The sequence below is a fragment of the Micromonospora sp. NPDC005299 genome, from assembly GCF_042872345.1.
Taxonomy (GTDB): Bacteria; Actinomycetota; Actinomycetes; order Mycobacteriales; family Micromonosporaceae; genus Micromonospora.
In genome coordinates this window covers 239,373-262,820 of record NZ_JBIAKG010000007.1, presented here as the reverse complement: position 1 = coordinate 262,820, position 23,448 = coordinate 239,373, and the positions used below count along the sequence as shown (strand labels likewise).

Sequence of the window (23,448 nt, the reverse complement as noted above, 5' to 3'; positions counted from 1 at the left end):
CATGGACGACATCACCGCACTGATCCTCGACGACCACGCCGCCTTCCGCCGCGGCTTCGCCCGACTCGACGACACCAGGGACCCGCCCGAGCTGCTGGCCGTCTGGGAGGCGCTCGCCCTGCACCTGGACATCCACGCCGAGGCGGAGGAGGCCATCCTCTACCCGCACCTGGTCAAGCACGGCGACGACGGCGCGGAGGAGACCGAGGACGCCATCGGCGACCACAACAAGATCCGCGACGCCATCGCCGAGTCCAAGCTCCACGAGGTCGGCTCGGACGCCTGGTGGGCGGCCGTGTGGCAGGCCCGCCGGGAGAACAGCGAGCACCTGGCCGAGGAGGAGGACGAGGCGTTGCCCGACTTCCGCCGGCACGCCAGCGTCGAACTGCGGGCCGAGCTGGGGCAGCGCTGGCTGACCTTCTACGGCGAGCACAAGAACGGTCGCAACCTGCCCTTCCGCGACAAGGACCCGGAGAAGTACGTCCAGGACCACCGCTGACCGATCTCCCCGTCTCGGGGGAGTCGGCGGGCTGCTCCCGGACGGCAGAATGACCGGGTGACGGTCCCGGGGGTACTGGCGCCGCTGGTGCGCGGGAGCACCTGGCGGCGCGCCGTGTTCCTGCTCCTCGGCGGGGTGCTCGCGCTGCCGTACGCGCTGCTCGCGGCGGCGTTCGCGCAACTGCTCGGCAACGCCGACGTGCCCCGTCCGGTCGGCGCCGGGCTGCTGCTGGTCGCCGCCGGGCTCGCCGCCGTGCCGGTGTTCCTCGCCGGCAGCCGGGCGTTGGAGATCGCCGCCGCCCGGGCGCTGCTCGCGGTCGACCTGCCCGAGCCCGCCCCGGGCCACCGGATCGACCGGGAAACCCGGCTGCGCGCCGCGCTCTGGATCGCCCTGCACCTGCTCACCGGCGCGCTGGTGCTGTTCGCGGCGATCAGCGCGTTCCCCATGGCGCTGGTCTTCCTCGCCGGGCTGGCCGGCGTGGACACCGGCGCCACCCCCGAGGACCGCTTCGGCCCGTTCGACCCGGGTCACCCGGTCGCGGCGGGACTGGCCGGGCTGGCCCTGCTGGTCGCGCTCGGGTACGCGGTCGCCGGGCTGGGCGCGCTCGCCGCCTCGATGGCGCCGGTGTTGCTCGGCCCGGCGCAGGCCGAGCGGATCGCCGCCCTGGAGGCCCGGTCGGCCCGGCTGGCCGAGCGCAACCGGCTGGCCCGCGAGCTGCACGACTCGGTGGGGCACGCGCTGACCGTGGCGACCCTCCAGGCCGGGGCCGCCCGGGAGCTGCTCGACACCGACCCGGAGTTCACCCGGCGTGCGCTGCGTGCCATCGAGGAGACCAGCCGCCGCGCCATGGACGACCTGGACCACGTGCTCGGGCTGCTCCGGGAGACGGCGGACGGGCGGGCGGCCGCGCCCATCGCGCCGCAGGCCACCCTGGACGGGCTGGACCGGCTGGTCGCCGACACCCGGGCCGCCGGCCTGGCCGTGGAGTCCCGGGTCAGCGGGACGCTCGGTGGGCTGCCCGCCGTGGTGTCCCGGGAGGGGTACCGGATCGTGCAGGAGGGACTGACCAACGCGGCCCGGCACGGCCGGGGGCCGGTGCGCCTGCGGGTGGCCGTACCCGATGGTCGTCTGGAGATCGAGCTGGTCAACGCGCTGCGCGGCACCACCGGGCCGGGTGGCGGCGGGCGCGGCCTGGACGGCATGCGGGAGCGGGTGCTGCTGCTCGGCGGGCAGCTCACCGCCGGCCCGGAGGGCGACCGCTGGCGGGTCCGGGTCAGCCTGCCCGCGCCGAGGGGGGAGAGCGGATGACCATCGACGTGCTGATCGTCGACGACGACGAGCTGATCCGGGTCGGCCTGCGGGCGATCGTGGACGCCCAGCCGGACCTGCGGGTGGTCGGCGAGGCCGCGGACGGCGCCGAGGTGCCCCCGCTGGTGGCCCGGCTGCGCCCCCGGGTGGTGCTCATGGACGTCCGGATGCCGGCCATCGACGGCATCCAGGCCACCCGGCGGCTGCTCGCCGCCTCCGCCGACCCGCCCCGGGTCCTGGTCGTCACCACGTTCGCCAACGATGAGTACGTCTACGAGGCGCTGCGCGCCGGGGCCAGCGGCTTCCTGCTCAAACGGGCCCGCCCGGACGAGGTGGTGGAGGCCATCCGGGTGGTGGCGGCCGGCGAGTCGCTGCTCTTCCCGGCGGCGATCCGCCGGCTCGTCGGCGCGTACGGCGGCCGGGGCGGCGACGGGCTGCGCGGGGCCCGGCTCACCGAGCGCGAGGGCGAGGTGCTGCGGCTCATGGCCGCCGGCCTGTCCAACCCGGAGATCGCCGACCGGCTGGTGGTCGGCGTGGAGACGGTCAAGACGCACGTCGGCAACGTGCTGGCCAAGCTCGGGGTGCGCGACCGGACCCAGGCGGTGATCGCCGCGTACGAGTCGGGATTCGTGGTCCCGACCGGCTGACCGGTCCCTCCCGTAGGGGAGGCGGTCCACCCCGGCGCGGGAGGGATCCGAGGGTCGGCCGGCCGACGCTGAGGGCATGACGACAACGACCGATTCCCCACCCCGTCGGGCCGCCCGGACGCGGCTCGACCTGGCCGCCCCGCTCGCCGCCGCCTGGCTCGGCGGCTGGGGCGTGCTCGCCCTGCTCTCGACCCTGACCGGCGCCGGCTACCCGTTCGGCGCCAACGACCCGCACGGCGGCGACGTCAGCCTGCTCCGGCTCGTGCCGGTGGACGTCGGCGCGCCGCTCTTCGCCGGGGTGCTGCTGCTCGCGGCGGTGGCGGCGCTCGCCATGAGCGGTTCGGCCGCGGTACGCCGGCCCGGCCTGCCCCGCGCGCTGCTGCTCGGCTACGGCTGGGCGGTCGTGTTCGCGCTGGCCGTGGTGGTCCCGGACGCCCGGGTGCTGATCGTGCTCGGCTACCTGCCGATCCTGATCGTCGGCGCGCCGTTCGGCTGGCCGCCGGTCGACTACGGGCAGGTCTTCGACTGGCCGCTGGGCGCCCGGTGCGCCGCCCTCGTCGGGGGCGTCCTGCTGGCCGGGGCGCTGCTGCTGTGGCAGCGCCGGACCGCCGGCGCCTGCCCGGCCTGCGGCCGGGACGACGACGAGCGGGGCTGGACCTCGCCCGCCTCGGCCGCCCGCTGGGGCCGCTGGGCCGCGTACACCGCCGCCGTCATCCCGTTCGGGTACGCGGTCACCCGGTTCGCCTGGGCGGCCGGCATCCCGCTGGGCATCTCCCGGGACTTCCTCGCCGAGATGCGGGAGACCGGGCTGGTCTGGGCCGGCGCCGGGCTGGGCGGATTCGCCACCGTCGGGGCGATCCTCACCCTCGGGCTGGTCCGCCCCTGGGGCGAGCGGTTCCCCCGCTGGATGGTCGGGCTGGCCGGCCGGCGGGTGCCGATCCGGCTGGCGGTCGTCCCGGCGACGCTGGTCGCGGTGTCGGTGACGGCGGCCACGCTCGGGCTGATGAGCAATTCGGAGTTCTGGCGGATGACCGGCGGGTTCAGTCTCGCCTCCGCGCCGATGCTGCTCTGGCCGCTCTGGGGCGTCGCGCTCGGGGCGGCGACCCTGGCGTACCACCTGCGGCGACGGGGCGCCTGCGCCCGCTGCGGGCGGCCCGTCCCCCGTCCGTGACGGCCCCGCCGTCCGGAAGGAAGCGCGCGGTCACCCGGCCGAGATAGCGTGGGTCGGGTGACTGCGCCCAACCAGGTTCTCCCGGTCCCGCCCGCCGACCTGCCCGGCACGCTCGGCGAGCTGCGGGCGTCCGGCCATCGCCACCGCACGGTCAAGCAGGAACTCCGTGACAACCTGCTCGCCCGGATGCGCGCCGGCGAGGAGCGCTTCCCCGGCATCGTCGGCTACGAGGACACGGTGCTGCCCGAGGTCGAGCGGGCCCTGCTCGCCGGGCACGACATGGTGCTGCTCGGCGAGCGCGGCCAGGGCAAGACCCGGCTCATCCGCTCGCTCGGCGCGCTGCTCGACGAGTGGACCCCGGTGATCCCCGGCTCGGTGCTCAACGAGCACCCGATGCACCCGCTCACCCCGGCGTCCCGCGCCCTGGTCGCCGAGCGCGGTGACGACCTGCCGATCGGCTGGCTGCACCGCTCGATGCGGTACGGCGAGAAGCTCGCCACCCCGGACACCAGCGTCGGCGACCTGATCGGCGACGTCGACCCGGTCCGGCTCGCCCAGGGGCGTACCCTCGGCGACCCGGAGACCATCCACTTCGGACTGGTGCCACGCACCAACCGGGGCGTCTTCGCCGTCAACGAGCTGCCCGACCTGGCCGAACGCATCCAGGTGGCGCTGCTCAACGTGCTGGAGGAACGGGACATCCAGGTCCGCGGCTACCAGCTCCGGCTGCCGCTGGACCTCCTCCTGGTGGCCAGCGCCAACCCGGAGGACTACACCAACCGGGGCCGGATCATCACCCCGCTCAAGGACCGCTTCGGCGCGGAGATCCGCACCCACTACCCGCTGGAGCTGGAGCTGGAGCTGGCCCTGATCCGCCAGGAGGCCGACCTGGTCGCCACCGTTCCCGAGCACGTGCTGGAGGTGCTCGCGCGGTTCGCCCGCGCCGTCCGGGAGTCGCCGTCCGTGGACCCGCGCTCCGGCGTCTCCGCCCGCTTCGCCATCGCCGCCGCCGAGACCGTCGCCGCCGCCGCGCTGCGCCGCGCCGGCCTGCTCGGCGCCTCCGCCAACGAGGCCCCGGTCGCCCGGGTCGGCGACGCCGCCTCGGTGACCTCCACCCTGCGCGGCAAGGTCGAGTTCGAGAGCGGTGAGGAGGGGCGGGAGATCGAGGTCCTCGGCCACCTGCTGCGGACCGCCACCGCCGAGACGTTCCGGGGCCGGCTGGCCGGGCTGGACCTCTCCGGGTTCACCGCGCTGGTCGCCGAGGGCACCGAGATCGAGACCGGCGAGCTGGTCTCCTCGGCCGAGCTGCTCCGCCAGGTCGGCACCGTCCCCGGGCTGGCCAAGGTGCTCGACCGGCTCGGCCTCGGCGACGCGCCCACCCCCGAGGAGGCCGCCGCCGGGATCGAGTTCGTCCTGGAGGGGCTGCACCTCACCCGCCGGCTGGGCAAGGACGTCACCGAGTCCGGGCGCACCGTCTACGGCGGCCGGGGCTGACTGTGGCCGGTAACCGGTTCCGATACGGCCAGTGGCGCGGCGGGCCCGACCCGCTCGCCCCGCCGTACGACGTACGCGCCGCGGTGGACGCGGTCGGCTCGGAGGTCCTCGCCGGCGGCAGCCTGCGGGAGGCGCTGCGCGACCTGCTGCGGCGTGGCCCGCAGGGGCGCGGCGGCCTGGACGACCTGGCCGCCCGGGCCCGCCGCCTGCGCCGGGAGGCGCTGCGCCGGGGCGACCTGGACGGCGCGGTGACCCGCGCGCAAGCCCTGCTCGACCAGGCCCTCGCCGCCGAGCGGGAGGAGCTGCGCGGGCGGGACGGCGACGACGCCCGCTTCGCCGAGGCGGTGCTGGACAACCTGCCCCGCTCGACCGCCCGCGCCGTCGAGGAGCTGTCCGGCTACGACTGGGCCAGCGACGACGCGCGCGCCAGCTACCAGCGGATCCTCGACGGGCTGCGCGGCGAGGTGCTGGAGCAGCGCTTCGCCGGGCTGCGCGACGCGACCCGGGCCGCCGCCGACCCGGCCGCCCAACGGCAGCTCGCCGAGATGATGCGCGACCTCAACGACCTGCTCGCCCGGCACGCCCGGTCGGAGGACACCACCGACGCGTTCGCCGAGTTCATGCGCCGGCACGGCGAGTTCTTCCCGGAGCGCCCGACGGACGTCGACGAGCTGATCGACGTGCTGGCCCGCCGGTCGGCGGCCGGGGAGCGACTGATGCGGTCGCTGTCGGACCGGCAGCGCGAGGAACTGGCCGGGCTGATGCGCCAGTCCCTCGGCGAGCAGCTGGCCGGGGAACTGTCCCAGCTCGACGCCCACCTGCGGTCGCTGCGCCCCGACCTGAACTGGCGCCGCGGCGAGCGGGTCCGGGGCGACCAGCCCCTCGGCTACGGCGAGGCCACCGGCGCGCTCGGCGAGATCGCCGAGCTGGACGGGCTGCTCGACTCCCTCGACCAGGACCACCCCGGCGCCACCCTGGACGACGTCGACGTCGAGACGGTCGCCCGGACGCTGGGCCGGGACGCCGCCGACGACGTACGCCGGCTGCAGGAGTTGGAGCGTGAGCTGCGCCGGCAGGGCTGGGTGACCCGGGACGCCGAGGGGCTGACGTTGAGCCCGAAGGCGCTGCGCCGGCTCGCCGGCACCGCCCTGCGACGGGTCTTCGCCGACCTGACCGCCGGCCCGCGCGGCCAGCACGACCTGCGCTCCGCGGGCGCGGCCGGCGAGGTCAGCGGCGCCTCCCGGCAGTGGGAGTACGGCGACGAGCAGCCCCTCGACGTGGTGCGCACCCTCACCCGCGCGGTCCGCCGGGCCGGCCCCGGGGTGCCCGTGCAGCTCGCGGTCGAGGACTTCGAGGTGATGGAGACCGAGCGGCGGGCGTCGGCGGCGGTGGCGCTCTGCGTCGACCTGTCGTATTCGATGATCTCCCAGGGGCGCTGGGGGCCGATGAAGCAGACCGCGCTGGCCCTGTCGCATCTCATGGCGACCCGCTTCCCGCAGGACGCCCTGCAGATCGTCGGGTTCGGCCGGGAGGCCATGCCGCTGACCCAGCAGGAGTTGGCCGCGGTCGAGCCGGACATGGAGCAGGGCACCAACCTCCAGCACGCGCTGCGGCTGGCCGGGCGGCACCTGCGCCGGCACCCGGGCGCCGAACCGGTCGTGCTCGTGGTCACCGACGGCGAGCCCACCGCCCACCTCGACCCGGAGGGCGGCGAGGCGTACTTCCACTGGCCGCCGCTGCCGGAGACCATCGAGGCGACCATCCGCGAGGTGGACAAGCTGACCCGGTACGGCGCCACGCTGAACCTGTTCATGCTCGGCGACGACCCGGGCCTGCGCCGCTTCGTGGACGCGGTGGCCCGCCGGTCCAAGGGCCGGATGTTCACCCCCGACCTCGACGACCTCGGCGAGTACGTCGTCTCCGACTACCTCCGGGCCCGCCACGGCCGCCGCTGAACTCGACGTCCTGCCCCTGTTCGCGCCCTGAGGCCAGGTCGGGACGGATCAGGTCCGACCGTCCCGGCGCGGGTGACAGGTGCCCCGCCACCGCCCTTTGCTCTGCAGCCCCCCACGCAACGCCGGAGGTCCCGGATGCTTCGGGGCAGCAGAGCAGAGGGGCCGAGCGGGTGGCCGACCGGCCGGCGGCGCGGCTGGCGAGCTGGCGGGCGACTCTGGTTGGTGGCGGCCTGGGGTGAATGTCCGGTTGCCGCCCTGGCTCGGGCGGCGAGTGGAACGCCATGTGTGTCTCCCGGGCCGGGATACCTCCATGGCGTTCCACCGACCGTCCCGCCCTGGGCGGGGTGTCCGGTTCGTGGGGTGACCGGCGGCATCCCGGCGGCGGAATGGCCGGCGGGTGGGGGTCGTTGTATACGGGTGAACGACCGAGGACCGCTCCCGCCCCCGCGGGGTGTCCCGCTACCTGGGGCCGCCCGCCGAGGTGGGTGCCCAGCCCCCGGAATGTTGGTGGGCCGGCGGTCGTTGTACATGGTCCCGGCGCCGCGAAGTGGCTTCGCCCCGCGCGCTGGATGATCCCCCCAAGACTTTCCTTGAGCGCCTGACGGTGCTTGCGCACACCACCTTGAGTCGACCCCCGTCGGCGTGTGTGCGCCAACCCCCGAATGGAGCTACCCCCGTGAACACGATGCTGCGTAAGAGCGTGCTGGGTATTGCTGGTCTGGCCTTCACCGGTGGCGTCTTCGCCGGTCCGGTCGCCGCCCACGCCGACGCCCGCCCCGTTGAGGGCAAGCCGGCTGCGGTCGCCGTGTCTGTGCAGGGCGCCCAGTCGAAGATTGACCTGAACGACGAGCAGACCGCCAACGCCAAGGCGATCATCGCGGCGACGAAGAAGGCCGGCCTGCCCGAGCGGGCCGCGGTCATCTCGATCGCCACGAGCCTGCAGGAGTCGAAGCTGGAGAACCTGGGCCACCTCGGTGACGCCAACGATCACGATTCGCTGGGCTTGTTCCAGCAGCGCCCGACCTCGGGTTGGGGCACGCCGGAGCAGATCACCAACCCCGAGTACTCGACGCTGGCGTTCCTCAAGGGCTTGAAGCAGGTCGACGGTTGGCAGGACATGCCGCTGACCGAGGCCGCGCAGACCGTGCAGGTCTCGGCCTACCCGGACGCCTACGCGCAGTGGGAGCAGCAGGCCACCGACATCGTCCACCAGCACTGGAACAGCTGACCCGAACAACGACCGCTGGCCGGCACCCCAACAACGGGGTGCCGGCCAGCGGCGTATCCGGACCTTGGCGGCAAGTTGCAGTCAGCAACGTACGGAAACTCACCAAGATCGGGAGGGAACGCCCCCGTCCGGGTGACGAGGGTGGGGTAACCGCGGTGCGGGCGCCGGGGGCGGGGGTTGGATGCGGGCATGGACGAGGTGGACGCCGCGGCGTTGCGGCGGGCGTACGAGTCGGTGCTCGCGGAAGTGGACGGGGGCGGGTTCGGGCCACCCCCGGACGGGGAGTTGAGCGCCGAGCAGATCGTGGCGCACCTCGCCGCCAACGACGAGCTGATGAGCGAGGCGACCGAGGCGGTGCTGGTCGGCTCGCCGTTCGCCTACTACGACCTGGAGACCATCCACCGGCCGCAGCTCGACGCGCTGGTCTCCGAGTGCGGCGGGCTGGACGGGCTGGCCGCCCTGCTCCGGGCCACCAGCCAGAAGCTCTGCACCCTCGCCGACCGGCTGGGTCCGGCCGCCGAGACCCCGGTCGACACCGTGCTGCGGGAGGGCTTCGACCTGGACGTGGACGAGTCCCTGCCCTGGGGCCGGGCCCTGGACCTGCACACCCGCGTGCACCTTCCCATGCACCTGGCCCAGCTCCGCGCCCTCCGCCGGCAACCCCACCTGGCCTGACCGCAGCGGTCGGCCACCGAGCCGACGAACGGCCGGGTCAGGGGGTGGGGCGGAAGGTGCGGCGGTAGGCCGTCGGCGCGACGCCGACCCGCGAGTGGAAGTGCTGCCGCAGGGCGGCGGTGGTGCCGAACCCGGCGTGCCGGGCGATCTGGTCGACCGTCAGGTGCGTGGTCTCCAGCAGCAGCCGGGCGTGTTCGGTGCGCTGCTGGAGCAGCCACTGCGCCGGGCTGAGTCCGGTCTCGGAGCGGAAGTGCCGGGTGAAGGTGCGCACGCTCATCCGGGCGTGCGCGGCCAGGTCGGGCAGGGCGACCGGCTCGTGCAGCCGCTGCCGGGCCCACTCCCGGGTGGCCGCGGTGCCGGTCTCCGCGGTCCGGGGCACCGGGCGCTCGATGTACTGGGCCTGGCCGCCGTCGCGCCACGGGGGCACCACGCAGCGCCGGGCCGACCGGTTGGCCACCGCGCTGCCGTGGTCGGTGCGGATGACGTGCAGGCAGAGGTCGATGCCGGCGGCCACCCCGGCCGAGGTGAGCACCTCGCCGTCGTCGAGGAAGAGCACGTCGGGGTCGAGGGCCACGCCGGGGTGCAGGCGGCGGAACCGGTCCGCGTACGCCCAGTGGGTGGTGGCCGGGCGGCCGTCGAGCAGGCCGGCCGCGGCCAGCACGAACGCGCCCGTGCAGATCGACATGATCCGGGCGCCCCGGTCGTGGGCGGCGCGGAGCGCCGCCGCCACCTCCGGGTCCAGCGTCCCGTCGACCAGGGGCGGGCCGTCGTGGATGCCGGGGACGAGCACCGTGTCGGCGGAGTCCAGCAGCTCCAGGCCGTGGTCGGGGAGGACCTGGAAGCCGGCCGTGCTGCGGACCGGTCGCCCGCCGGGGGTGCAGGTCTCGACGGCGTAGAGGGGCGGGTTCCGGTCGGCGGTGCGGGCGGTGCCGAAGACCTGGGCCGGGGTGCCGAGGTCGAGGCCGACCACCCCGTCGAGGGCGAGGACGGCGATGCGGTGCGGAGCCATGGCCCGATTATTGCGCATGATGGCTTTCCGGCCACTCGTCGTGCCGGCCCGCCCCGCCGAGACTCGGAGCGTGACCCGACACCGTCTGCATCCGGCCTGGCTCGTGGCCGGCGTCTCGTTCGTCGCCCTGGTCGGCGCCGCCGGCTTCCGCGCCACCCCGGGGGTGCTGCTGCACCCGCTGCACGCCGAGTTCGGCTGGCCGCTGGCCACCATCTCCGCCGCCGTCTCGGTCAACCTCATGCTCTACGGGCTCACCGCCCCGTTCGCCGCCGCGCTGATGGACCGGTTCGGCATCCGCCGCGTGGTGGCCGGCGCGCTGCTGCTGGTCGCGCTGGGCAGCGCGCTGACCGTGGGGATGACCGCGAGCTGGCAGCTGATCCTCTGCTGGGGCGTACTGGTGGGGCTGGGCACCGGCTCGATGGCGCTGGCCTTCGTGGCGACGGTCACCGGGCGGTGGTTCGTCAAGCGGCGGGGCCTGGTCACCGGCGTGCTCACCGCGGGCGGGGCGGCGGGCCAGCTGGTCTTCCTCCCGCTGGTCGCCGTGCTGGTGCGCGATCACGGCTGGCGGCCGGCGGCGCTGGTCGTGGCCGGGGCCGCGCTGGCGGTCGTACCCCTGGTGGTGTGGTTGCTCCGCGAGCACCCGGCGGATCTCGACCTGCCCGCCTACGGCGCGACCGAGGTGGTGGCCCCGACGCCGCCGGCGGGCGGGGCGGCCGCCCGGGCGGTCGGTGCGCTGGCCGCCGCCGCGCGGACCCGGCCGTTCTGGCTGCTGGCCGGCGGCTTCGCGATCTGTGGTGCGACCACGAACGGCCTGGTCGGCACCCACTTCGTGCCGGCCGCGCACGACCACGGCATGCCGGAGACCACTGCGGCTGGCCTGCTCGCCCTGGTCGGGCTCTTCGACATCGCCGGCACGGTCGCCTCCGGCTGGCTCACCGACCGGGTGGACAGCCGGTTGCTGCTCGGCGCCTACTACGCGCTGCGCGGCGCCTCGCTGCTGGTGCTGCCGAGCCTCTTCGCCGGCTCCGCGCGGCCGAGCATGCTGGTCTTCATCGTCTTCTACGGCCTGGACTGGGTGGCCACCGTGCCGCCCACCGTGGCGCTGTGCCGGGAGTGGTTCGGCGCGTCCGGCGCCGTGGTCTTCGGCTGGGTGTTCGCCGCCCACCAGGTCGGCGCGGCGCTCGCCGCCACCGGGGCCGGCGTGGTCCGCGACCGGCTCGGCGACTACGCCGCCGCCTGGTACGTCGCCGGCGCCCTGTCGATCGGCGCGGCCGGGCTCTCCCTGCTGCTACGCCGCCGCGGCGACGAGCCGGCGTTCGCGCTCCCCGTGGCGGTCGGCCGGCGGGCCTGGAGCTACCGGGGCTGATTGGTCAGCCGACCGCCCACTGCTGCTCGGGCGCGCCGTTGCAGGGGGCCTGTTCGAGCGGGCTCCCGGCCTGGGTGCCGGCGTCGTCGACCTGCGCGCACTTGCCGCTGTGCACGACGACCAGCAGCACCGGACCCGACCCGGTCGGGTTGAGCTTCCACTGCTGGTTGGCCTGGCCGTTGCAGGACCACTGCTGCACGACCACCCCGTCGTCGGCGCGCTGCCCGTCCACGTCCAGGCACTTCCCGCTGGTCGCGTTGACCAGGACGTAGGTGTCGGCGGCCACCGGGGTGACCACCCACTGCTGCTCCGGCCCGCCGGTGCAGTCGGCCAGCGCCGCGTCCGCGCCCTCGGGGTCGTCGCCGGTCACCCCGACGCAGAGGCCGGAGGGGACCCCGCGGATCACCTTCGGGGTGGCCGCGGGGGCCGCCGGGGTGGTCGGCGCGGCGCTCGGCGAGGGCGCCGCCGTGGTGGGGGCGGCCGCCGTCGTGGCCGGGGCCGGGCTCGATTCGCTCGCCGCCGGGGTCGGCACGGCCGCCGCCGGCACCACCGGCCGGTCGCCGCCGCCGCCGAGCACGCCGGTGGCGAAGAACACGCCCAGGAGTACGCCGACCACGGCGACGCCCAGCGCGATCCGCATCAGCGGGTCCTGCGGCAGCCCGCGGCGGGCCGGCCGGCGGCCGCCGTAGACCGTGCCGGACGGATCGGTGCGTGGGTCTGCCATGGGGGCATCCTGACCCACCGGGAGGGTCGAGAGCCAGTCGCCCCGGCGGCCGGGTGACTCAGTCGACGACCCGGACGTCCTTCCAGAACGCCACGCGGTCGCGCACCATCTCCGCGTCCGGCTTCGGGTCCGGGTAGTACCAGACGGCGTCCGGGCTGGTGGCGCCCGCGTGTTCGAGCGTGTAGTAGGAGGCGGTGCCCTTCCACGGGCAGACCGTGTGGGTGTCGGAGTCGCGGATCAGGTCGTCGCGCAGGGCCGAACGGGGAAAGTAGTGGTTGCCCTCGACCAGCACGGTGTCGTCGCTCTCCGCGACGACCAGGTCGTTCCAGACGGCTTTCGGCATGTCTCCACGCTATGCCGGCGGCCGGGCGTCGGCCACCGCTCAGCGGGCCGGTGCGGGGTCGGTGACGTCGGCGACGGTCGCGTCGAGCGCGGCCAGGGCGGCGTCGGCGTCGAGCGCGACTGCCACCCCGTGCTCGCCCGCGCCGAGGGTGATCTCCCGGCCCTGCAGCCGCTCGTCGGCGACCACGGGCCAGGCGGTGCTGGCGCCGAACGGGGTGATGGTGCCCCGCTCGTAACCGGTGACCGCCCGGGCGGCCTCCGCGTCCGGCATGGACATGCGGCTGACCCCGAGCAGGTGGCGCAGCTTCGGCCAGGAGACGACCCGGTCGCCGGGGGTGAGCACGAACAGGTGGTCGTCCTCCCCGCGCCGGACCACGATCGTCTTGACCACGTCGGGGACCGGGACGCCGCGCGCCGCCGCCGCCTCGGCGAGGCTGCGCACCGGGCCGTGGCGGATCACCCGGTAGGGCAGGCCGGCGGCGTCCAGGGCGGTGAACGCGGGGGACGGCATGTCCGCCACGGTAACCCGTGGATCTCCGGGCGGCCGCCAAAAGGCCACCGTGGACATCCCACGAATTGTCGTAGCCAGGCGTAAGGTCATCTCATGCACGCTGTCCGTGATCATGAGCGGGCGGTGGACGCGCTGCGGCGGTCTTACGCCGCGGTGCCCGCCGGAGAACCCGTACGGCTGGCCAAGCAAACCTCCAACCTCTTCCGACCCCGATCCGCGCCGCGCACCCCCGGCCTGGACGTAAGTGGGCTGACCGGGGTGCTCTCCGTCGACCCGGATGCCCGGACCGCCGACGTGCAGGGCATGTGCACCTACGAGGACCTGGTCGACGCGACCCTGCCGCACCACCTCATGCCGCTGGTCGTGCCGCAACTGCGCACGATCACCCTCGGCGGCGCGGTGACCGGGCTGGGCATCGAGTCCACCTCGTTCCGCAACGGGCTGCCGCACGAGTCGGTGACCGAACTGGACATCCTCACCGGGTCCGGCGAGCTCGTCACCGCCCGGCCGGTGGGCGAGCACGCCGACCTCTTCCGGGCCTTCCCCAACTCGCTGGGCAGCCTCGGCTACTCGACCCGGCTGCGCATCGAGCTGCAGCCGGTCCGCCGTCACGTGGCGCTGCGCAACATCCGGTTCAGCCGGCTGGAGGAGTTGACCGACGCGATCGCCGAGGTGGTCGCCAAGGGCTCCTGGGAGGGTGAGCCGGTCGACGGGATGGACGGGGTGATGTTCAGCCCCGGCGAGGCGTACCTGGTGCTCGCCACGTTCACCGACGAGGCCGACGGCCCGCCGAGCGACTACACCGGCCAGGACATCTACTACCGCTCGCTGCGCGGGCGCACCCGGGACGTGCTCACCACCTACGACTACCTGTGGCGCTGGGACACCGACTGGTTCTGGTGCTCGGCGGCGTTCGGGGTGCAGAACCCGGTGGTCCGCCGGCTCTGGCCGCAGCGCTACCGGCGCAGCGACTTCTACCACCGGCTGGTGCGGCTGGAGCACCGGCATCAGGTGGCCGCCCGGATCGACCGCTGGCGGGGCCGGCCGGCCCGGGAGCGGGTGGTGCAGGACGTGGAGATCCCGCTCGCCGGCACCGCCGAGTTCCTGCGCTGGTTCGCCGGGACGGTGGGGATGACCCCGGTGTGGCTCTGCCCGCTGCGGCTGCGGGAGCCGGCCGGTCCGGGATCCGCCCGGGCCTGGCCGCTGTATCCCCTCCAACCGGGCGAAACCTATGTGAACATCGGTTTCTGGGGGAGCGTGCCGATCGCCGAGGGCGCCGCCGACGGCGACGTCAACCGGGAGATCGAGCACGCGGTGTCGGAGGCGGGCGGCCACAAGTCGCTCTACTCCGACGCGTACTACGACCGGGCAGCGTTCGACCGGCTCTACGGCGGGGAGACCTGGCGCGCCGTGAAGGAACACTACGACCCGGACCACCGGCTGACCGGACTGTACGAAAAGGCGGTAGCGCGAGCATGAGTCTGACCGACCGAACACCCGGGGCGGCGAGTGCCCCGGCCGGCCCGCCGGCGGGGGGCCGGCGTGGCGGACCGACCGTGGCGGACGTGATCCGTGCGGTCACCACGGGCGACCTGCCCGTGCGCATCACCGGATACGACGGCAGCGCGGTCGGCCCGGCCGACGCCGGGATGACCCTGGCGATCCGTTCCGAACGCGGGCTGTCCTACCTGCTCACCGCACCGGGTGACCTGGGCATGGCCCGGGCCTACGTGAGCGGCGACCTCGGGCTGGAGGGCGTCCACCCGGGCGACCCGTACGAGGCGTTACGGGTGCTCAAGGACGAGATGCCGCTGCGGATGCCGCCGGTGGCCGAGGCGCTCGCCCTGGTCAAGGGGCTCGGCTGGGAACGGCTGCTGCCCCCGCCGCCCCCGCCGCAGGAGGCCGCGCCGCGCTGGAAGCGGATGGTGAACGGGCTGCGCCACTCCCGGACCCGGGACAGCAACGCGATCTCGCACCACTACGACGTCTCGAACGCCTTCTACGAGAAGGTGCTCGGCCCGTCGATGACGTACACCTGCGCGGTTTTCCGCAGCCCCACCGACACGCTGGAGGAGGCGCAGCGGGCCAAGTACGACCTGGTCGCGGGCAAGCTGGCGCTGAAGCCGGGGATGCGGCTGCTCGACGTCGGCTGCGGTTGGGGCGGCATGGTGCGGCACGCGGCGCGCGAATACGGCGTCAAGGCGCTCGGTGTCACCCTGTCGCGGGCGCAGGCCGAGTGGGCGCAGGCGGCGATCGAGCGGGAGGGGCTGGGCGACCTGGCCGAGGTGCGCCACCTGGACTACCGGGACGCCCCGCGTGAGCAGTTCGACGCGATCTCCTCGATCGGGCTGACCGAGCACATCGGGGTGCGCAACTACCCGGCCTACTTCGGGGCGCTGCGCAGCCGGCTCAAGCCGGGCGGCCGGCTGCTCAACCACTGCATCACCCGGGCGGACAACCGGGCCCCGCACCGTTCCGGCGCGTTCATCGACCGCTACGTCTTCCCGGACGGCGAGTTGGCCGGCCCGGGCCGGCTGATCAGCGAGATCCACGACGCCGGGCTGGAGGTGCACCACGAGGAGAACCTGCGCCAGCACTACGCGCTGACCCTGGCCGGCTGGTGCCGCAACCTCGTCGAGCACTGGGACTTCTGCGTGGGCGAGGTGGGCGTGGGCACCGCCCGGGTCTGGGGGCTCTACATGGCCGGCTCCCGGATGGCCTTCGAGCGCAACGGCATCCAGCTGCACCAGGTGCTCGCCACGCACAACGGCCGGCAGGGGGAGAACGGCTACCCGCTGCGTCCCGACTGGACGCCCTGACGGGTTCTGGTTCCACGAAAGGCCGCGCGGACCGCGCGGCCTTTCGTCGTGAAACTGGTCGGTCCGGCCGGTCAACCTCCGGGCGTTTCTCGTCGTCCTTGGTGGCGACGGAAGGAGAGCCGGTGTGGCGGAAGAAGCGCTTCGAAGGGCTGGACGTCCTCGTCGCCGAGCGCGGTGGGGCCCTGCTCGCGACGGCGGTGCTGCTGACCGGTAGCCGCGTCGCCGGGGAGGACCTGGTGCAGGCGGCGCTGGAACGGCTGATGCGGAACTGGCACCGGGTGCACGGCGACCCGGAGGGCTACCTGCGCCGCACCCTGTACCACCTGGCGGTGGACCGGTGGCGACTGCGCCGGCGCCGGCCGGAGGTGCTGGCGGAGGTGGAACCGCCCGGCCAGCCGGACGGCACCGACGTGCTGCACCTGCGGCAGGCGCTCGTCCAGGCCCTGAATCTGCTGCCGCCCCGGCAGCGGGCCGTGCTCGTGCTCCGCTACTGGGAGCAGTTGAGCGAGGCGGAGGCCGCCGAGCTGCTCGGTTGCTCGGTCGGCACGGTCAAGTCGACCGCCTCCCGGGGGCTCACCCGGCTACGTGAACTCACCGCCGACTGGGCGCTCGAAGGCGCCGGGATGAACGGAGCACGCAGATGACCACCGACCTCGAGGACCAGCTCGTCGCCGGGATGCGGGACCGGGCGATCGGCCTGACGCCCACCCGTGACGTGCTCGGCGCGGCCACCCGCCGGCACCGGCGGCGCACCGCCCTGCACCGCACCGCGTACGCCGCGGGGGTGGTCGGGGTGGCCGGTGCGCTGACGGCGGCGCTGACCGTCGGCGCGGGCGGCGGCACCGGTGCGTCCGGGCCGGTCGCCGGGCGGCCGGCGCCCGCGGCGAGCCCGCAGTCGCCGCAGCTGCGCCTCGCCGCGGCCGCAGCGGCCAGCGAGAACATCAGTTACCGGGTGAAGGTCACCACCACCTCGCTCAACGAGCCCCCGCCGAAGGGTGAGCTGCCGGAGCCGGTGAGCGAGCGGTGGGTCACCACCGGAGCCTTCGATCCGGCGACGGCCACCGGCTATCTGGAATCGCCGTACAAGGGGCAACTCCGTCCCGCCATCGTGGCGGGCTTCGAGCACGAGCGCCTGATCGACGGCGTCCGGTACGTCGGGGCCCGAGACGGCGCCGATCCCGACAACGGGAAGATCGTGTGGAGCCGGGACAAGGAGAAGCAGGACAACCTCAACTACGACATGGCGATGGGCGGCGGCATGGGGGCTTCCGCGAGTCCAGTGGGGCTGCTCCGGATGTTGCGCCAGGCCGGCGCCACGGTCACGGAGAAGGCCGACGGCGTCTACCACTTCGAGGTCTCGGTGCCGGATGCCTCCGGGGAGATCGTCGCCGACCGCCTCGTCGGCGAGGTGACGGTCGGTGCCGACGACCGGATCGCCAAGGTGGCCTACGACCGCAAGTCCGGGATGGCCCGGAGCAGGGACTACACCGTCCGCCTCAAGGTGGTCATCGAGCTGTCCGGCTACGGCCTGCCGGTGAAGGTGGAGCCACCGGCCCACGTCGTCGTCCTGGGCAAGTAGGCAGCACGAGAGGCCGCGCGACTCGCGCGGCCTCTCGTCGAACCTATTGACAAAGAAGTTTTGTACGTACAAACTGATTTTGCCATGAGAGACGTCCTGTACCTGGAACAGCGCGAGCAGGCCGAAGCCCTGCTCAAGCCGCAGCGGATCGAGGTGCTGCGGCAACTCGCCGAGCCCCGCACCTGCACCGAGATCGCGGCCCGGCTCGAGCAGACGCCGCAGCGCGTCTACTACCACGTCAAGCAGTTGGTCGCGGCCGGGCTGGCCGAGCAGGTCGCCGAGCGGCGGGTGCGCGGCATCAGCGAGGGCATCTACCAGGCCGTCGCCCGGTCCTACTGGCTCTCGCCCCGGCTGGTCGGCCGGATCGGCGGTGCCCGCCGGGCGCAGGACGAGCTGAGCCTGGGCTACCTGCTCGACCTCATGGAGGAGGTCCAGGCCGACATCGCCGCGCTGGACCGCACCGCCCCCGAGTTGCCGTCGATCGGTGTCTCCGGCGAGATCCGGGTGCCCGCCGAGCGGCGGCAGGAGTTCCTGCACGACCTGCAGTCGACGCTGCAGGACCTTTTCACCCGCTACGGCGGCGCCGAGGGAGACGCCTTCAAACTCGCCGTGGCCTGCTACCCGAAGGGCGACAACCATGAGTGACCTGCTGACCGTCCGGGCCCGCCTCGCCGCACCCGTCGAGACCGTGCGCCGCGCGCTGACCGACCCGGCCGAGCTGCGCGTGTGGCTCGCCGAGCACGCCGAGGTCGACCTGCCCCGGCGCTACGAGTTCTGGGGCCGCCACACGCCCGAGGGCGCCGCGCCGCAGCAGCGCCTGCTGCACGCCGACGAGCGGACGCTGCGCTTCGCCTGGACGCTCGACGGGGTGGAGACCACCACCGAGTTCGAGCTGACGCCGGAGGACGGGAGCACCGTCCTGACCCTGCGGCAGAGCCACTTCAGCTTCGAGGAGGCGATGAGCGGCAGCAGCATCCGCGGCGTCCTGCAGACCTTCTGGGCGCTCGCGATCGCCAACCTCAACGCCCACCTGGAGGGGCGCCCGCTGCTGCCGCGCACCGACTTCACCTCCGCCGACCTGCGCGGCGAGCTGCTGATCGACGCGCCGATGGACAAGGTGTGGACCTCGCTGACCGACTCGGAGCAGGCCAGCGCCTGGTTCGGCTTCCCCATCGGCATCGAGCCCTGGGTGGGCGGCCGCTACGCCATGGGCGGCTTCGACGCCGGCTACGCGGCCAAGGTGGTCGACCTGACGCCGGGCCGCGCGCTCTCCGTCGACTGGGGACCGACCGGCGTCAGCACCTGGGAGCTGGCCGAGTCCGGCGGCCGGACGAAGCTGACCTTCGTGCAGTCCGGCTTCGACGAGGGCAACCCGCCGTACGCGGCCTGGACCGGGAGCGTGGCCGGGCTCGCCGAGCTGCGCCGCTTCCACGAGGTGGCCGACTGGCAGCCGATCTGGCTCGACGTGGAGATGCCGAGCAACGCCTGAGCCTCAGGGCGACAGCTCGGCGGCCCGGCGCAGCAGTGCCCGCCGCTCCGGCTCGGAGCGGACCGCGTCGGCGGCGGCCCGGAACAGCGCGGCGGCGCGTACCGGGTCGCCGCGGCGGGCGGTCAACTCGGCCTCGGCGGCCATCGCCGGCGGGTAGCCGTCCAGCGCTCCGCCCTCCCGGGCCTCGGCGAGCAGGGCCAGCCCGGCGGCGGGGCCGTACGCGTATCCGTGGGCCACCGCCCGGTTGAGCCGCACCACCGGGGTCGGGTGCACCAGGGCCAGCGTGTCGTACCAGCCGGCGATGGCCGGCCAGTCGGTCTCGGCGGCGGTCGGGGCGGTGGCGTGCGCGGCGGCGATCCGGGCCTGGAGGGCGTACGGGCCGTCGCCGGCCCGGTCCAGCAGCGCGACGCCCTCGGCGATGGCGGCCCGGTCCCACCGGGTGCGGTCCTGCTGGTCGAGGGTGAGCAGGTCGCCGGACGGGTCGCGGCGGGTCGCCCGGCGGGAGTGGTGCAGCAGGAACAGGGCGAGCAGCCCGGCCGCCTCGGGCTGGTCCGGCAGCAGCGTGTGCAGCAGCCGGGTCAGCCGGATCGCCTCGGCGGCGAACGCCGGCTCGCCGTCGGCGTCGTACCCTCGGGTGAAGAGCAGGTAGAGCACTCCCAGCACGCCCGGCAGGCGCTCGACCAGCGCGGGCCCGGTCGGCACCCGGTACGGGACGCCGGCCGCGGCGATCCGGGCCTTGGCCCGGGTGAGCCGGCGGGTCATGGTCGACTCGGTGACCAGGAAGGCACGGGCGATGTCGGCTGTCGGCACGCCGGCCACCGTGCGCAGGGTCAACGCGACCCGGGCCTCCAGCGCCAGCGCCGGGTGGCAGCAGGTGAAGATGAGCCGCAGCCGGTCGTCCACCACGTCTCCCTCCGGTCGCGCGGGTGCGGGGTCGGTGAGCAGCGCCAGGTCGCGCAGCTTGCGGCGTTCCACGGTGGCCCGGCGCAGCACGTCCACGGCGCGGTTGCGGGCGGTGGTCATGAGCCACCCGCCCGGGTTGTCCGGCACGCCCTGGCGGGGCCAGCGCTCCAGCGCCGCCGCGAGGGCCTCCTGGGCGCAGTCCTCGGCGAGGGTCCAGTCGCCGGTGACGCGGATCAGGGCGGCCACGATCCGCGGATACGCCTCGGCGCCCGCGTCGGCGACCGCCCCGGCCGCGTCGGTCACCTGTACCTCCGGAGGATGCCCCGGCCTTCAGGCCGGGGAAAAATTCGGACTCCGTCAGGAGCGCCCCGGCGGAGCCGGGGCGGTTCGAGAACGAAGTCCTCTGACGCGCAACCCGCCTTCTTACACCGGAGGACAGATCGTGTAACTTCAGTCCTATGAGGACGGCGTACAAGTGTCGGGCCTACCCGACACCCGAGCAGGCGGCCGTGTTCAGCCGCACGTTCGGGTGTGTGCGCCTTGTCTGGAACCGGACCCTCGCCGAACGCCACGCCGCCTACCACCAGCGGGGCGAGCGGACCTCGTACAGGCAGACCGACGCCGCCCTCACCGGATGGAAGAGGACCGCGGAGTTGGCGTTCCTGTCCGAGGTGTCGTCGGTGCCGCTGCAACAGACCCTGCGGCACCAGCACACCGCGTTCGCGAACTTCTTCGCCGGTCGCGCCCGGTACCCGCGCTTCAAGAGCCGCAGCGCTCGCCAGTCGGCGCATTACACCCGTTCGGCGTTCCGGATGAAGGGCGGCGCGCTGCACGTAGCGAAGACGAATGGGCCTCTGCCGTTCGCGTGGTCGTTCGGCGCTGTCGACATCGCCACCCTCAACCCGACCATGGTCGTGATCTCCCGCGATCCGGATGGCCGCTGGTACGTGACGTTCGCGGTCGACACCGACTCGCCCGAACCGCTTGAGGTGACCGGGCACGAGATCGGCGTCGACCTTGGCGTCAAGGACTTCGCGGTGACCAGCGATGGGCAGCGGATCGCCAACCCCCAGCACTTGGACCGTCGGGCCCGTAACCTTGCTCGCTACCAGCGGCGCATGGCCCGGTGTCAGCGCGGCAGCGCGAACCGGCGCAAGGCCAAGGCGAAGGTCGCCCGTGCGCACCGCAAGGTCCGTAACGCTCGCGTGGACTTCCTGCACCGCACCAGCACCAACCTGGTCCGGGCCGCCGACACGATCGTGATCGAAGACCTCGCGGTCAAGAACATGCTCCGCAACCGCAGCCTCGCGAAAGCGATCTCCGACTGCGGCTGGGGCGAGTTCCGCCGCCAGCTGGAGTACAAAGCCGAGCGTGCTGGCCGTACCCTCGTGGTGATCGACCGCTGGTACCCCAGCTCCAAAACCTGCTCGGCGTGCGGGCATCTGCTCGCCGTTCTGGGTCTTTCCACCCGGCACTGGACGTGCCCCACCTGCCGCACCCGCCATGATCGGGACGTGAACGCGGCGAAGAACATCCTTGCGGCTGGTCGAGCCGTAGCCGAGGGCAACCTCGGTGATGCCTGTGGAGCTGACGTGAGACGGCAAGGGCCCTCCCTTCCGCAGTCGGCCGTGAAACAGGAACCCCCCGCCGTGAGGCGCCCGGCGTAAGCCGGATCGGCCGTACGGCCGGTGGGAATCCCCCTCCTTCAGGAGGGGGAGGAAGTCAACCGGATCAGTCCTCGACCAGCGGGCGCAGCTCGATGCGCCCGGCGTACGCCATCGGGTGGGCGCGCGCCACCTCGACGGCCTCGTCCAGGTCCGCGCACTCCAGCAGGTCGAAGCCCACGATCACCTCCTTGGTCTCGGCGAACGGGCCGTCGCTCAGCAGCAGCTCGCCGTCGCGGACCCGGACGGTGGTGGCGGCCGACGGGGGCGCGAACCGGCTGCCGGTCAGCCGCTGGCCGTTGGCGTCCCGCTCGGCCACCCACTTCTCGATGTCGGGCGCCGCGTCCGGGTTCCGGTCGGGCTGGGTGTCGGTGCAGACGAGCATCATGTACTTCATCGCTTCACTCCTGTCGGTTGTGCTTCTGTCCACCCTGACGATCGGGCGCCGCGCTTCCGGACAGCCGTGGGAAAAAAATATCGCTGGTGATTTCCGGGGCCCGGCGGGGTAATGCCGGGCGATGTTCTTCATCTTCGGGCTCCGGACCAAGGTCGACCGGTCCGGCGTGGTCACCCAGGTCTGCCGCAACTGTGGCAACCGGGCCGCCCAGGTCATCACCCGGCGGGCCACGAAGTTCACCCTCTTCTTCATCCCGCTGATCCCGGTGCGCACCCGCTACACGCAGCAGTGCACGTTCTGCGGCGCGCAATACGACGTCTCCCGGGCCGAGGCCGAGCGCCTCCCGGTCGGCTGACCGTGGCGCGTTTCCTCTGCTGGCTGATCGGCCGCCAGCCGGTCACCCCGCCGGCCGCGCCGGTGCACACCGTCTCGCGCCCGCCGTGCACGCCCGGTCGCCGGCGCCGTCGCCGCAGCCGGCCGACGGCGGGCGCCCGGTCCCCCCGTTCCCCCTGGAACCGGTCCGCCGGCCGCTGAGCGGCGGCGGGCCCCGGGAGCGCACAGCGCCTATCCTGGGCGATCATGACGGACACAGCGCAGCGCCTGGCCGAGATCCGGGGCGGCGTGCCGCCCCGGCGGCACAACGCCCGCACCATCGCCGCGCTGACCGGCAACCCGGGCTGCACCCGCCGCGCCGCGCTGGACGGCGCCGGGGTCGACAAGCCGAAGCTGGCCGAGCGGGTCGGCTTCCCGGCCCGGTTCGGCCAGTCCCGCTTCGCCATCACCCGCGGCAACGCGTTCGAGGCGCAGGTGAAGGCCGACGGCGGTGCGGAGCTGCTGCGCCTGGTCGCCGAGCGGCTGGGCGTGCCGGTGCCGGACGGCGCCACCTGGACCGACCTGGGCGGCGACGAGGACCGGCCGGAGCGCTCCCGCGCCGCGCTCACCGCGTCCGGGGACGGGCCGGCGCTCTTCGACCATCCGCTGCTCGGCCTGGACGTCGCCGGCCGCCGGGTGAACCTGGAGCCGGACCTGGTGGCCGCCCGGCTCGCCGGCCGCTTCCACGTCGTGGAGATCAAGTCGTTCCCGATCATCGACGGTCAGGCCGATCCCGCCAAGGTCGCGGCCGCCGCCATCCAGTCCGCCGTCTACGTGCTGGCGCTGCGTGAGCTGCTCGCCGCCGAGGGCCGGGACCCGGATCTCGTCTCGCACGAGGTGGTGCTGGTCTGCCCGCGCGACTTCGCCAACCGGCCGGTGGCCAGCCTGCTCGACGTGCGCAAGCAGTTGCTGGTGCTGCGCCGCCAGCTCGACCGGATGGCGCGCCTCGACGACCTGCTCGCCGCCGTGCCGGCCGGGTTCACCGCCGACCTGACCGCCGACCCGGCCGCGCTGGCCGGCGCGCTCGCCGGCGTCCCGGCCAACTACGCGCCGGACTGCCTGGCCGCCTGCGAGCTGGCCTACCACTGCCGGCACGAGGCGCGCGGCCACACCGGCGCGCTGGGCCGGCCGGTCCGCGAGGCGCTGGGCGGCGTCGCCGAGGTGGCCGACGTGCTGGCGCTCGCCGAAGGCGTTCGCGCCCCCGAACCGGAGCAGGCGGAGGCCGCCGCCCTGCTGCGCGCCGCCGCGCGCCTGCGCGCCGACGCCCTGGCCGGGCACCCCGCATGAGTACGCCCC

24 protein-coding genes are annotated in these 23,448 nt (G+C 74.2%); 18 read left to right on the top strand and 6 right to left on the bottom strand.

The window, feature by feature from the left end; translation table 11 throughout:
- Position 1: 1 nt before the first annotated feature.
- The 8 genes from ACFYPD_RS21670 to ACFYPD_RS21635 all read left to right on the top strand — a co-directional run bounded on the left by ACFYPD_RS21670 (position 2) and on the right by ACFYPD_RS21635 (position 8,977).
- Positions 2-499 (top strand): hemerythrin domain-containing protein, encoded by a 498-nt coding sequence (locus ACFYPD_RS21670; RefSeq protein ID WP_387116262.1) that lies wholly within the window; start codon positions 2-4, stop codon positions 497-499.
- A 57-nt stretch (positions 500-556) separates the two neighbouring features.
- Positions 557-1,807: a sensor histidine kinase gene (locus ACFYPD_RS21665; RefSeq protein WP_387116259.1), complete on the top strand. Its 1,251-nt coding sequence runs from the start codon at positions 557-559 to the stop codon at positions 1,805-1,807.
- A complete protein-coding gene (locus ACFYPD_RS21660; RefSeq protein ID WP_387116256.1) occupies positions 1,804-2,454 on the top strand; it encodes a response regulator in 651 nt (216 codons plus the stop codon). The genes ACFYPD_RS21665 and ACFYPD_RS21660 overlap by 4 nt, the downstream gene beginning before the upstream one ends.
- A 76-nt stretch (positions 2,455-2,530) precedes the next feature.
- Positions 2,531-3,625: a hypothetical protein gene (locus tag ACFYPD_RS21655; protein ID WP_387116253.1), complete on the top strand. Its 1,095-nt coding sequence runs from the start codon at positions 2,531-2,533 to the stop codon at positions 3,623-3,625.
- A 48-nt stretch (positions 3,626-3,673) separates the two neighbouring features.
- A complete protein-coding gene (locus ACFYPD_RS21650; protein ID WP_387116250.1) occupies positions 3,674-5,119 on the top strand; it encodes a magnesium chelatase in 1,446 nt (481 codons plus the stop codon).
- A 2-nt stretch (positions 5,120-5,121) separates the two neighbouring features.
- Positions 5,122-7,074 carry a VWA domain-containing protein gene (locus ACFYPD_RS21645; protein ID WP_387116248.1) on the top strand — a complete coding sequence of 651 codons (1,953 nt, stop codon included), beginning with the start codon at positions 5,122-5,124 and terminating at the stop codon, positions 7,072-7,074.
- 676 nt (positions 7,075-7,750) lie between these two features.
- The gene (locus ACFYPD_RS21640; protein ID WP_387116245.1) at positions 7,751-8,302 is read left to right on the top strand and encodes a hypothetical protein; all 552 of its coding nucleotides are present in this window, start codon (positions 7,751-7,753) and stop codon (positions 8,300-8,302) included.
- A gap of 198 nt (positions 8,303-8,500) precedes the next feature.
- A complete protein-coding gene (locus ACFYPD_RS21635; protein ID WP_387116510.1) occupies positions 8,501-8,977 on the top strand; it encodes a hypothetical protein in 477 nt (158 codons plus the stop codon).
- A gap of 37 nt (positions 8,978-9,014) precedes the next feature.
- On the opposite strand, the gene ACFYPD_RS21630 is transcribed toward ACFYPD_RS21635, so the two are convergent.
- Complete coding sequence (locus ACFYPD_RS21630; RefSeq protein WP_387116242.1) at positions 9,015-10,004, bottom strand: GlxA family transcriptional regulator; 990 nt, start codon at positions 10,002-10,004, stop codon at positions 9,015-9,017.
- A gap of 52 nt (positions 10,005-10,056) precedes the next feature.
- On the opposite strand from ACFYPD_RS21630, the gene ACFYPD_RS21625 reads away from it, so the two are divergent.
- Positions 10,057-11,352: an MFS transporter gene (locus tag ACFYPD_RS21625; protein ID WP_387116240.1), complete on the top strand. Its 1,296-nt coding sequence runs from the start codon at positions 10,057-10,059 to the stop codon at positions 11,350-11,352.
- Between the two features lie 4 nt (positions 11,353-11,356).
- On the opposite strand, the gene ACFYPD_RS21620 is transcribed toward ACFYPD_RS21625, so the two are convergent.
- The 3 genes from ACFYPD_RS21620 to ACFYPD_RS21610 are packed head-to-tail and all read right to left on the bottom strand — an operon-like array spanning position 11,357 to position 12,929.
- Positions 11,357-12,076 (bottom strand): RICIN domain-containing protein, encoded by a 720-nt coding sequence (locus ACFYPD_RS21620; RefSeq protein ID WP_387116237.1) that lies wholly within the window; start codon positions 12,074-12,076, stop codon positions 11,357-11,359.
- Between the two features lie 58 nt (positions 12,077-12,134).
- Entirely contained in the window at positions 12,135-12,419 is a 285-nt protein-coding gene (locus ACFYPD_RS21615) for a DUF427 domain-containing protein (protein WP_313722905.1), read from the bottom strand.
- A 39-nt stretch (positions 12,420-12,458) separates the two neighbouring features.
- A complete protein-coding gene (locus ACFYPD_RS21610; RefSeq protein ID WP_387116234.1) occupies positions 12,459-12,929 on the bottom strand; it encodes an aminoacyl-tRNA deacylase in 471 nt (156 codons plus the stop codon).
- A gap of 93 nt (positions 12,930-13,022) precedes the next feature.
- On the opposite strand from ACFYPD_RS21610, the gene ACFYPD_RS21605 reads away from it, so the two are divergent.
- From ACFYPD_RS21605 to ACFYPD_RS21580, 6 genes are all read left to right on the top strand, one after another.
- Positions 13,023-14,408 carry an FAD-binding oxidoreductase gene (locus ACFYPD_RS21605; RefSeq protein WP_387116231.1) on the top strand — a complete coding sequence of 462 codons (1,386 nt, stop codon included), beginning with the start codon at positions 13,023-13,025 and terminating at the stop codon, positions 14,406-14,408.
- A complete protein-coding gene (locus ACFYPD_RS21600; protein ID WP_387116228.1) occupies positions 14,405-15,748 on the top strand; it encodes a class I SAM-dependent methyltransferase in 1,344 nt (447 codons plus the stop codon). The genes ACFYPD_RS21605 and ACFYPD_RS21600 overlap by 4 nt, the downstream gene beginning before the upstream one ends.
- 122 nt (positions 15,749-15,870) lie before the next feature.
- On the top strand, positions 15,871-16,392 hold the full coding sequence (locus tag ACFYPD_RS21595; RefSeq protein ID WP_387116225.1) for a SigE family RNA polymerase sigma factor: 522 nt from the start codon (positions 15,871-15,873) through the stop codon (positions 16,390-16,392).
- Positions 16,389-17,327, top strand: a complete 939-nt coding sequence (locus ACFYPD_RS21590; protein ID WP_387116222.1) for a hypothetical protein — start codon at positions 16,389-16,391, stop codon at positions 17,325-17,327. The genes ACFYPD_RS21595 and ACFYPD_RS21590 overlap by 4 nt, the downstream gene beginning before the upstream one ends.
- A gap of 84 nt (positions 17,328-17,411) precedes the next feature.
- Positions 17,412-17,972: a helix-turn-helix domain-containing protein gene (locus tag ACFYPD_RS21585; RefSeq protein ID WP_387116219.1), complete on the top strand. Its 561-nt coding sequence runs from the start codon at positions 17,412-17,414 to the stop codon at positions 17,970-17,972.
- Positions 17,965-18,816, top strand: a complete 852-nt coding sequence (locus ACFYPD_RS21580; RefSeq protein WP_387116216.1) for an SRPBCC domain-containing protein — start codon at positions 17,965-17,967, stop codon at positions 18,814-18,816. The genes ACFYPD_RS21585 and ACFYPD_RS21580 overlap by 8 nt, the downstream gene beginning before the upstream one ends.
- A gap of 3 nt (positions 18,817-18,819) precedes the next feature.
- Here the strand turns inward: ACFYPD_RS21580 and ACFYPD_RS21575 are convergent, their stop codons facing one another.
- A complete protein-coding gene (locus ACFYPD_RS21575; RefSeq protein ID WP_387116213.1) occupies positions 18,820-20,022 on the bottom strand; it encodes an RNA polymerase sigma factor in 1,203 nt (400 codons plus the stop codon).
- A gap of 155 nt (positions 20,023-20,177) precedes the next feature.
- Here ACFYPD_RS21575 and ACFYPD_RS21570 point away from each other — a divergent pair, with 155 nt between their 5' ends.
- Entirely contained in the window at positions 20,178-21,386 is a 1,209-nt protein-coding gene (locus ACFYPD_RS21570) for an RNA-guided endonuclease InsQ/TnpB family protein (RefSeq protein ID WP_387116210.1), read from the top strand.
- Positions 21,387-21,450: 64 nt separating this feature from the next.
- Here ACFYPD_RS21570 and ACFYPD_RS21565 read toward each other — a convergent pair whose 3' ends face one another.
- Positions 21,451-21,780 (bottom strand): YciI family protein, encoded by a 330-nt coding sequence (locus ACFYPD_RS21565; protein ID WP_091269466.1) that lies wholly within the window; start codon positions 21,778-21,780, stop codon positions 21,451-21,453.
- Positions 21,781-21,901: 121 nt separating this feature from the next.
- Here ACFYPD_RS21565 and ACFYPD_RS21560 point away from each other — a divergent pair, with 121 nt between their 5' ends.
- Both ACFYPD_RS21560 and ACFYPD_RS21555 read left to right on the top strand, forming a co-directional pair.
- Positions 21,902-22,135, top strand: coding sequence for a zinc-ribbon domain-containing protein (locus tag ACFYPD_RS21560; RefSeq protein ID WP_151465241.1), 234 nt, complete (start codon positions 21,902-21,904; stop codon positions 22,133-22,135).
- A gap of 224 nt (positions 22,136-22,359) precedes the next feature.
- A complete protein-coding gene (locus tag ACFYPD_RS21555; RefSeq protein ID WP_387116207.1) occupies positions 22,360-23,439 on the top strand; it encodes a hypothetical protein in 1,080 nt (359 codons plus the stop codon).
- Positions 23,440-23,448 lie beyond the last annotated feature (9 nt).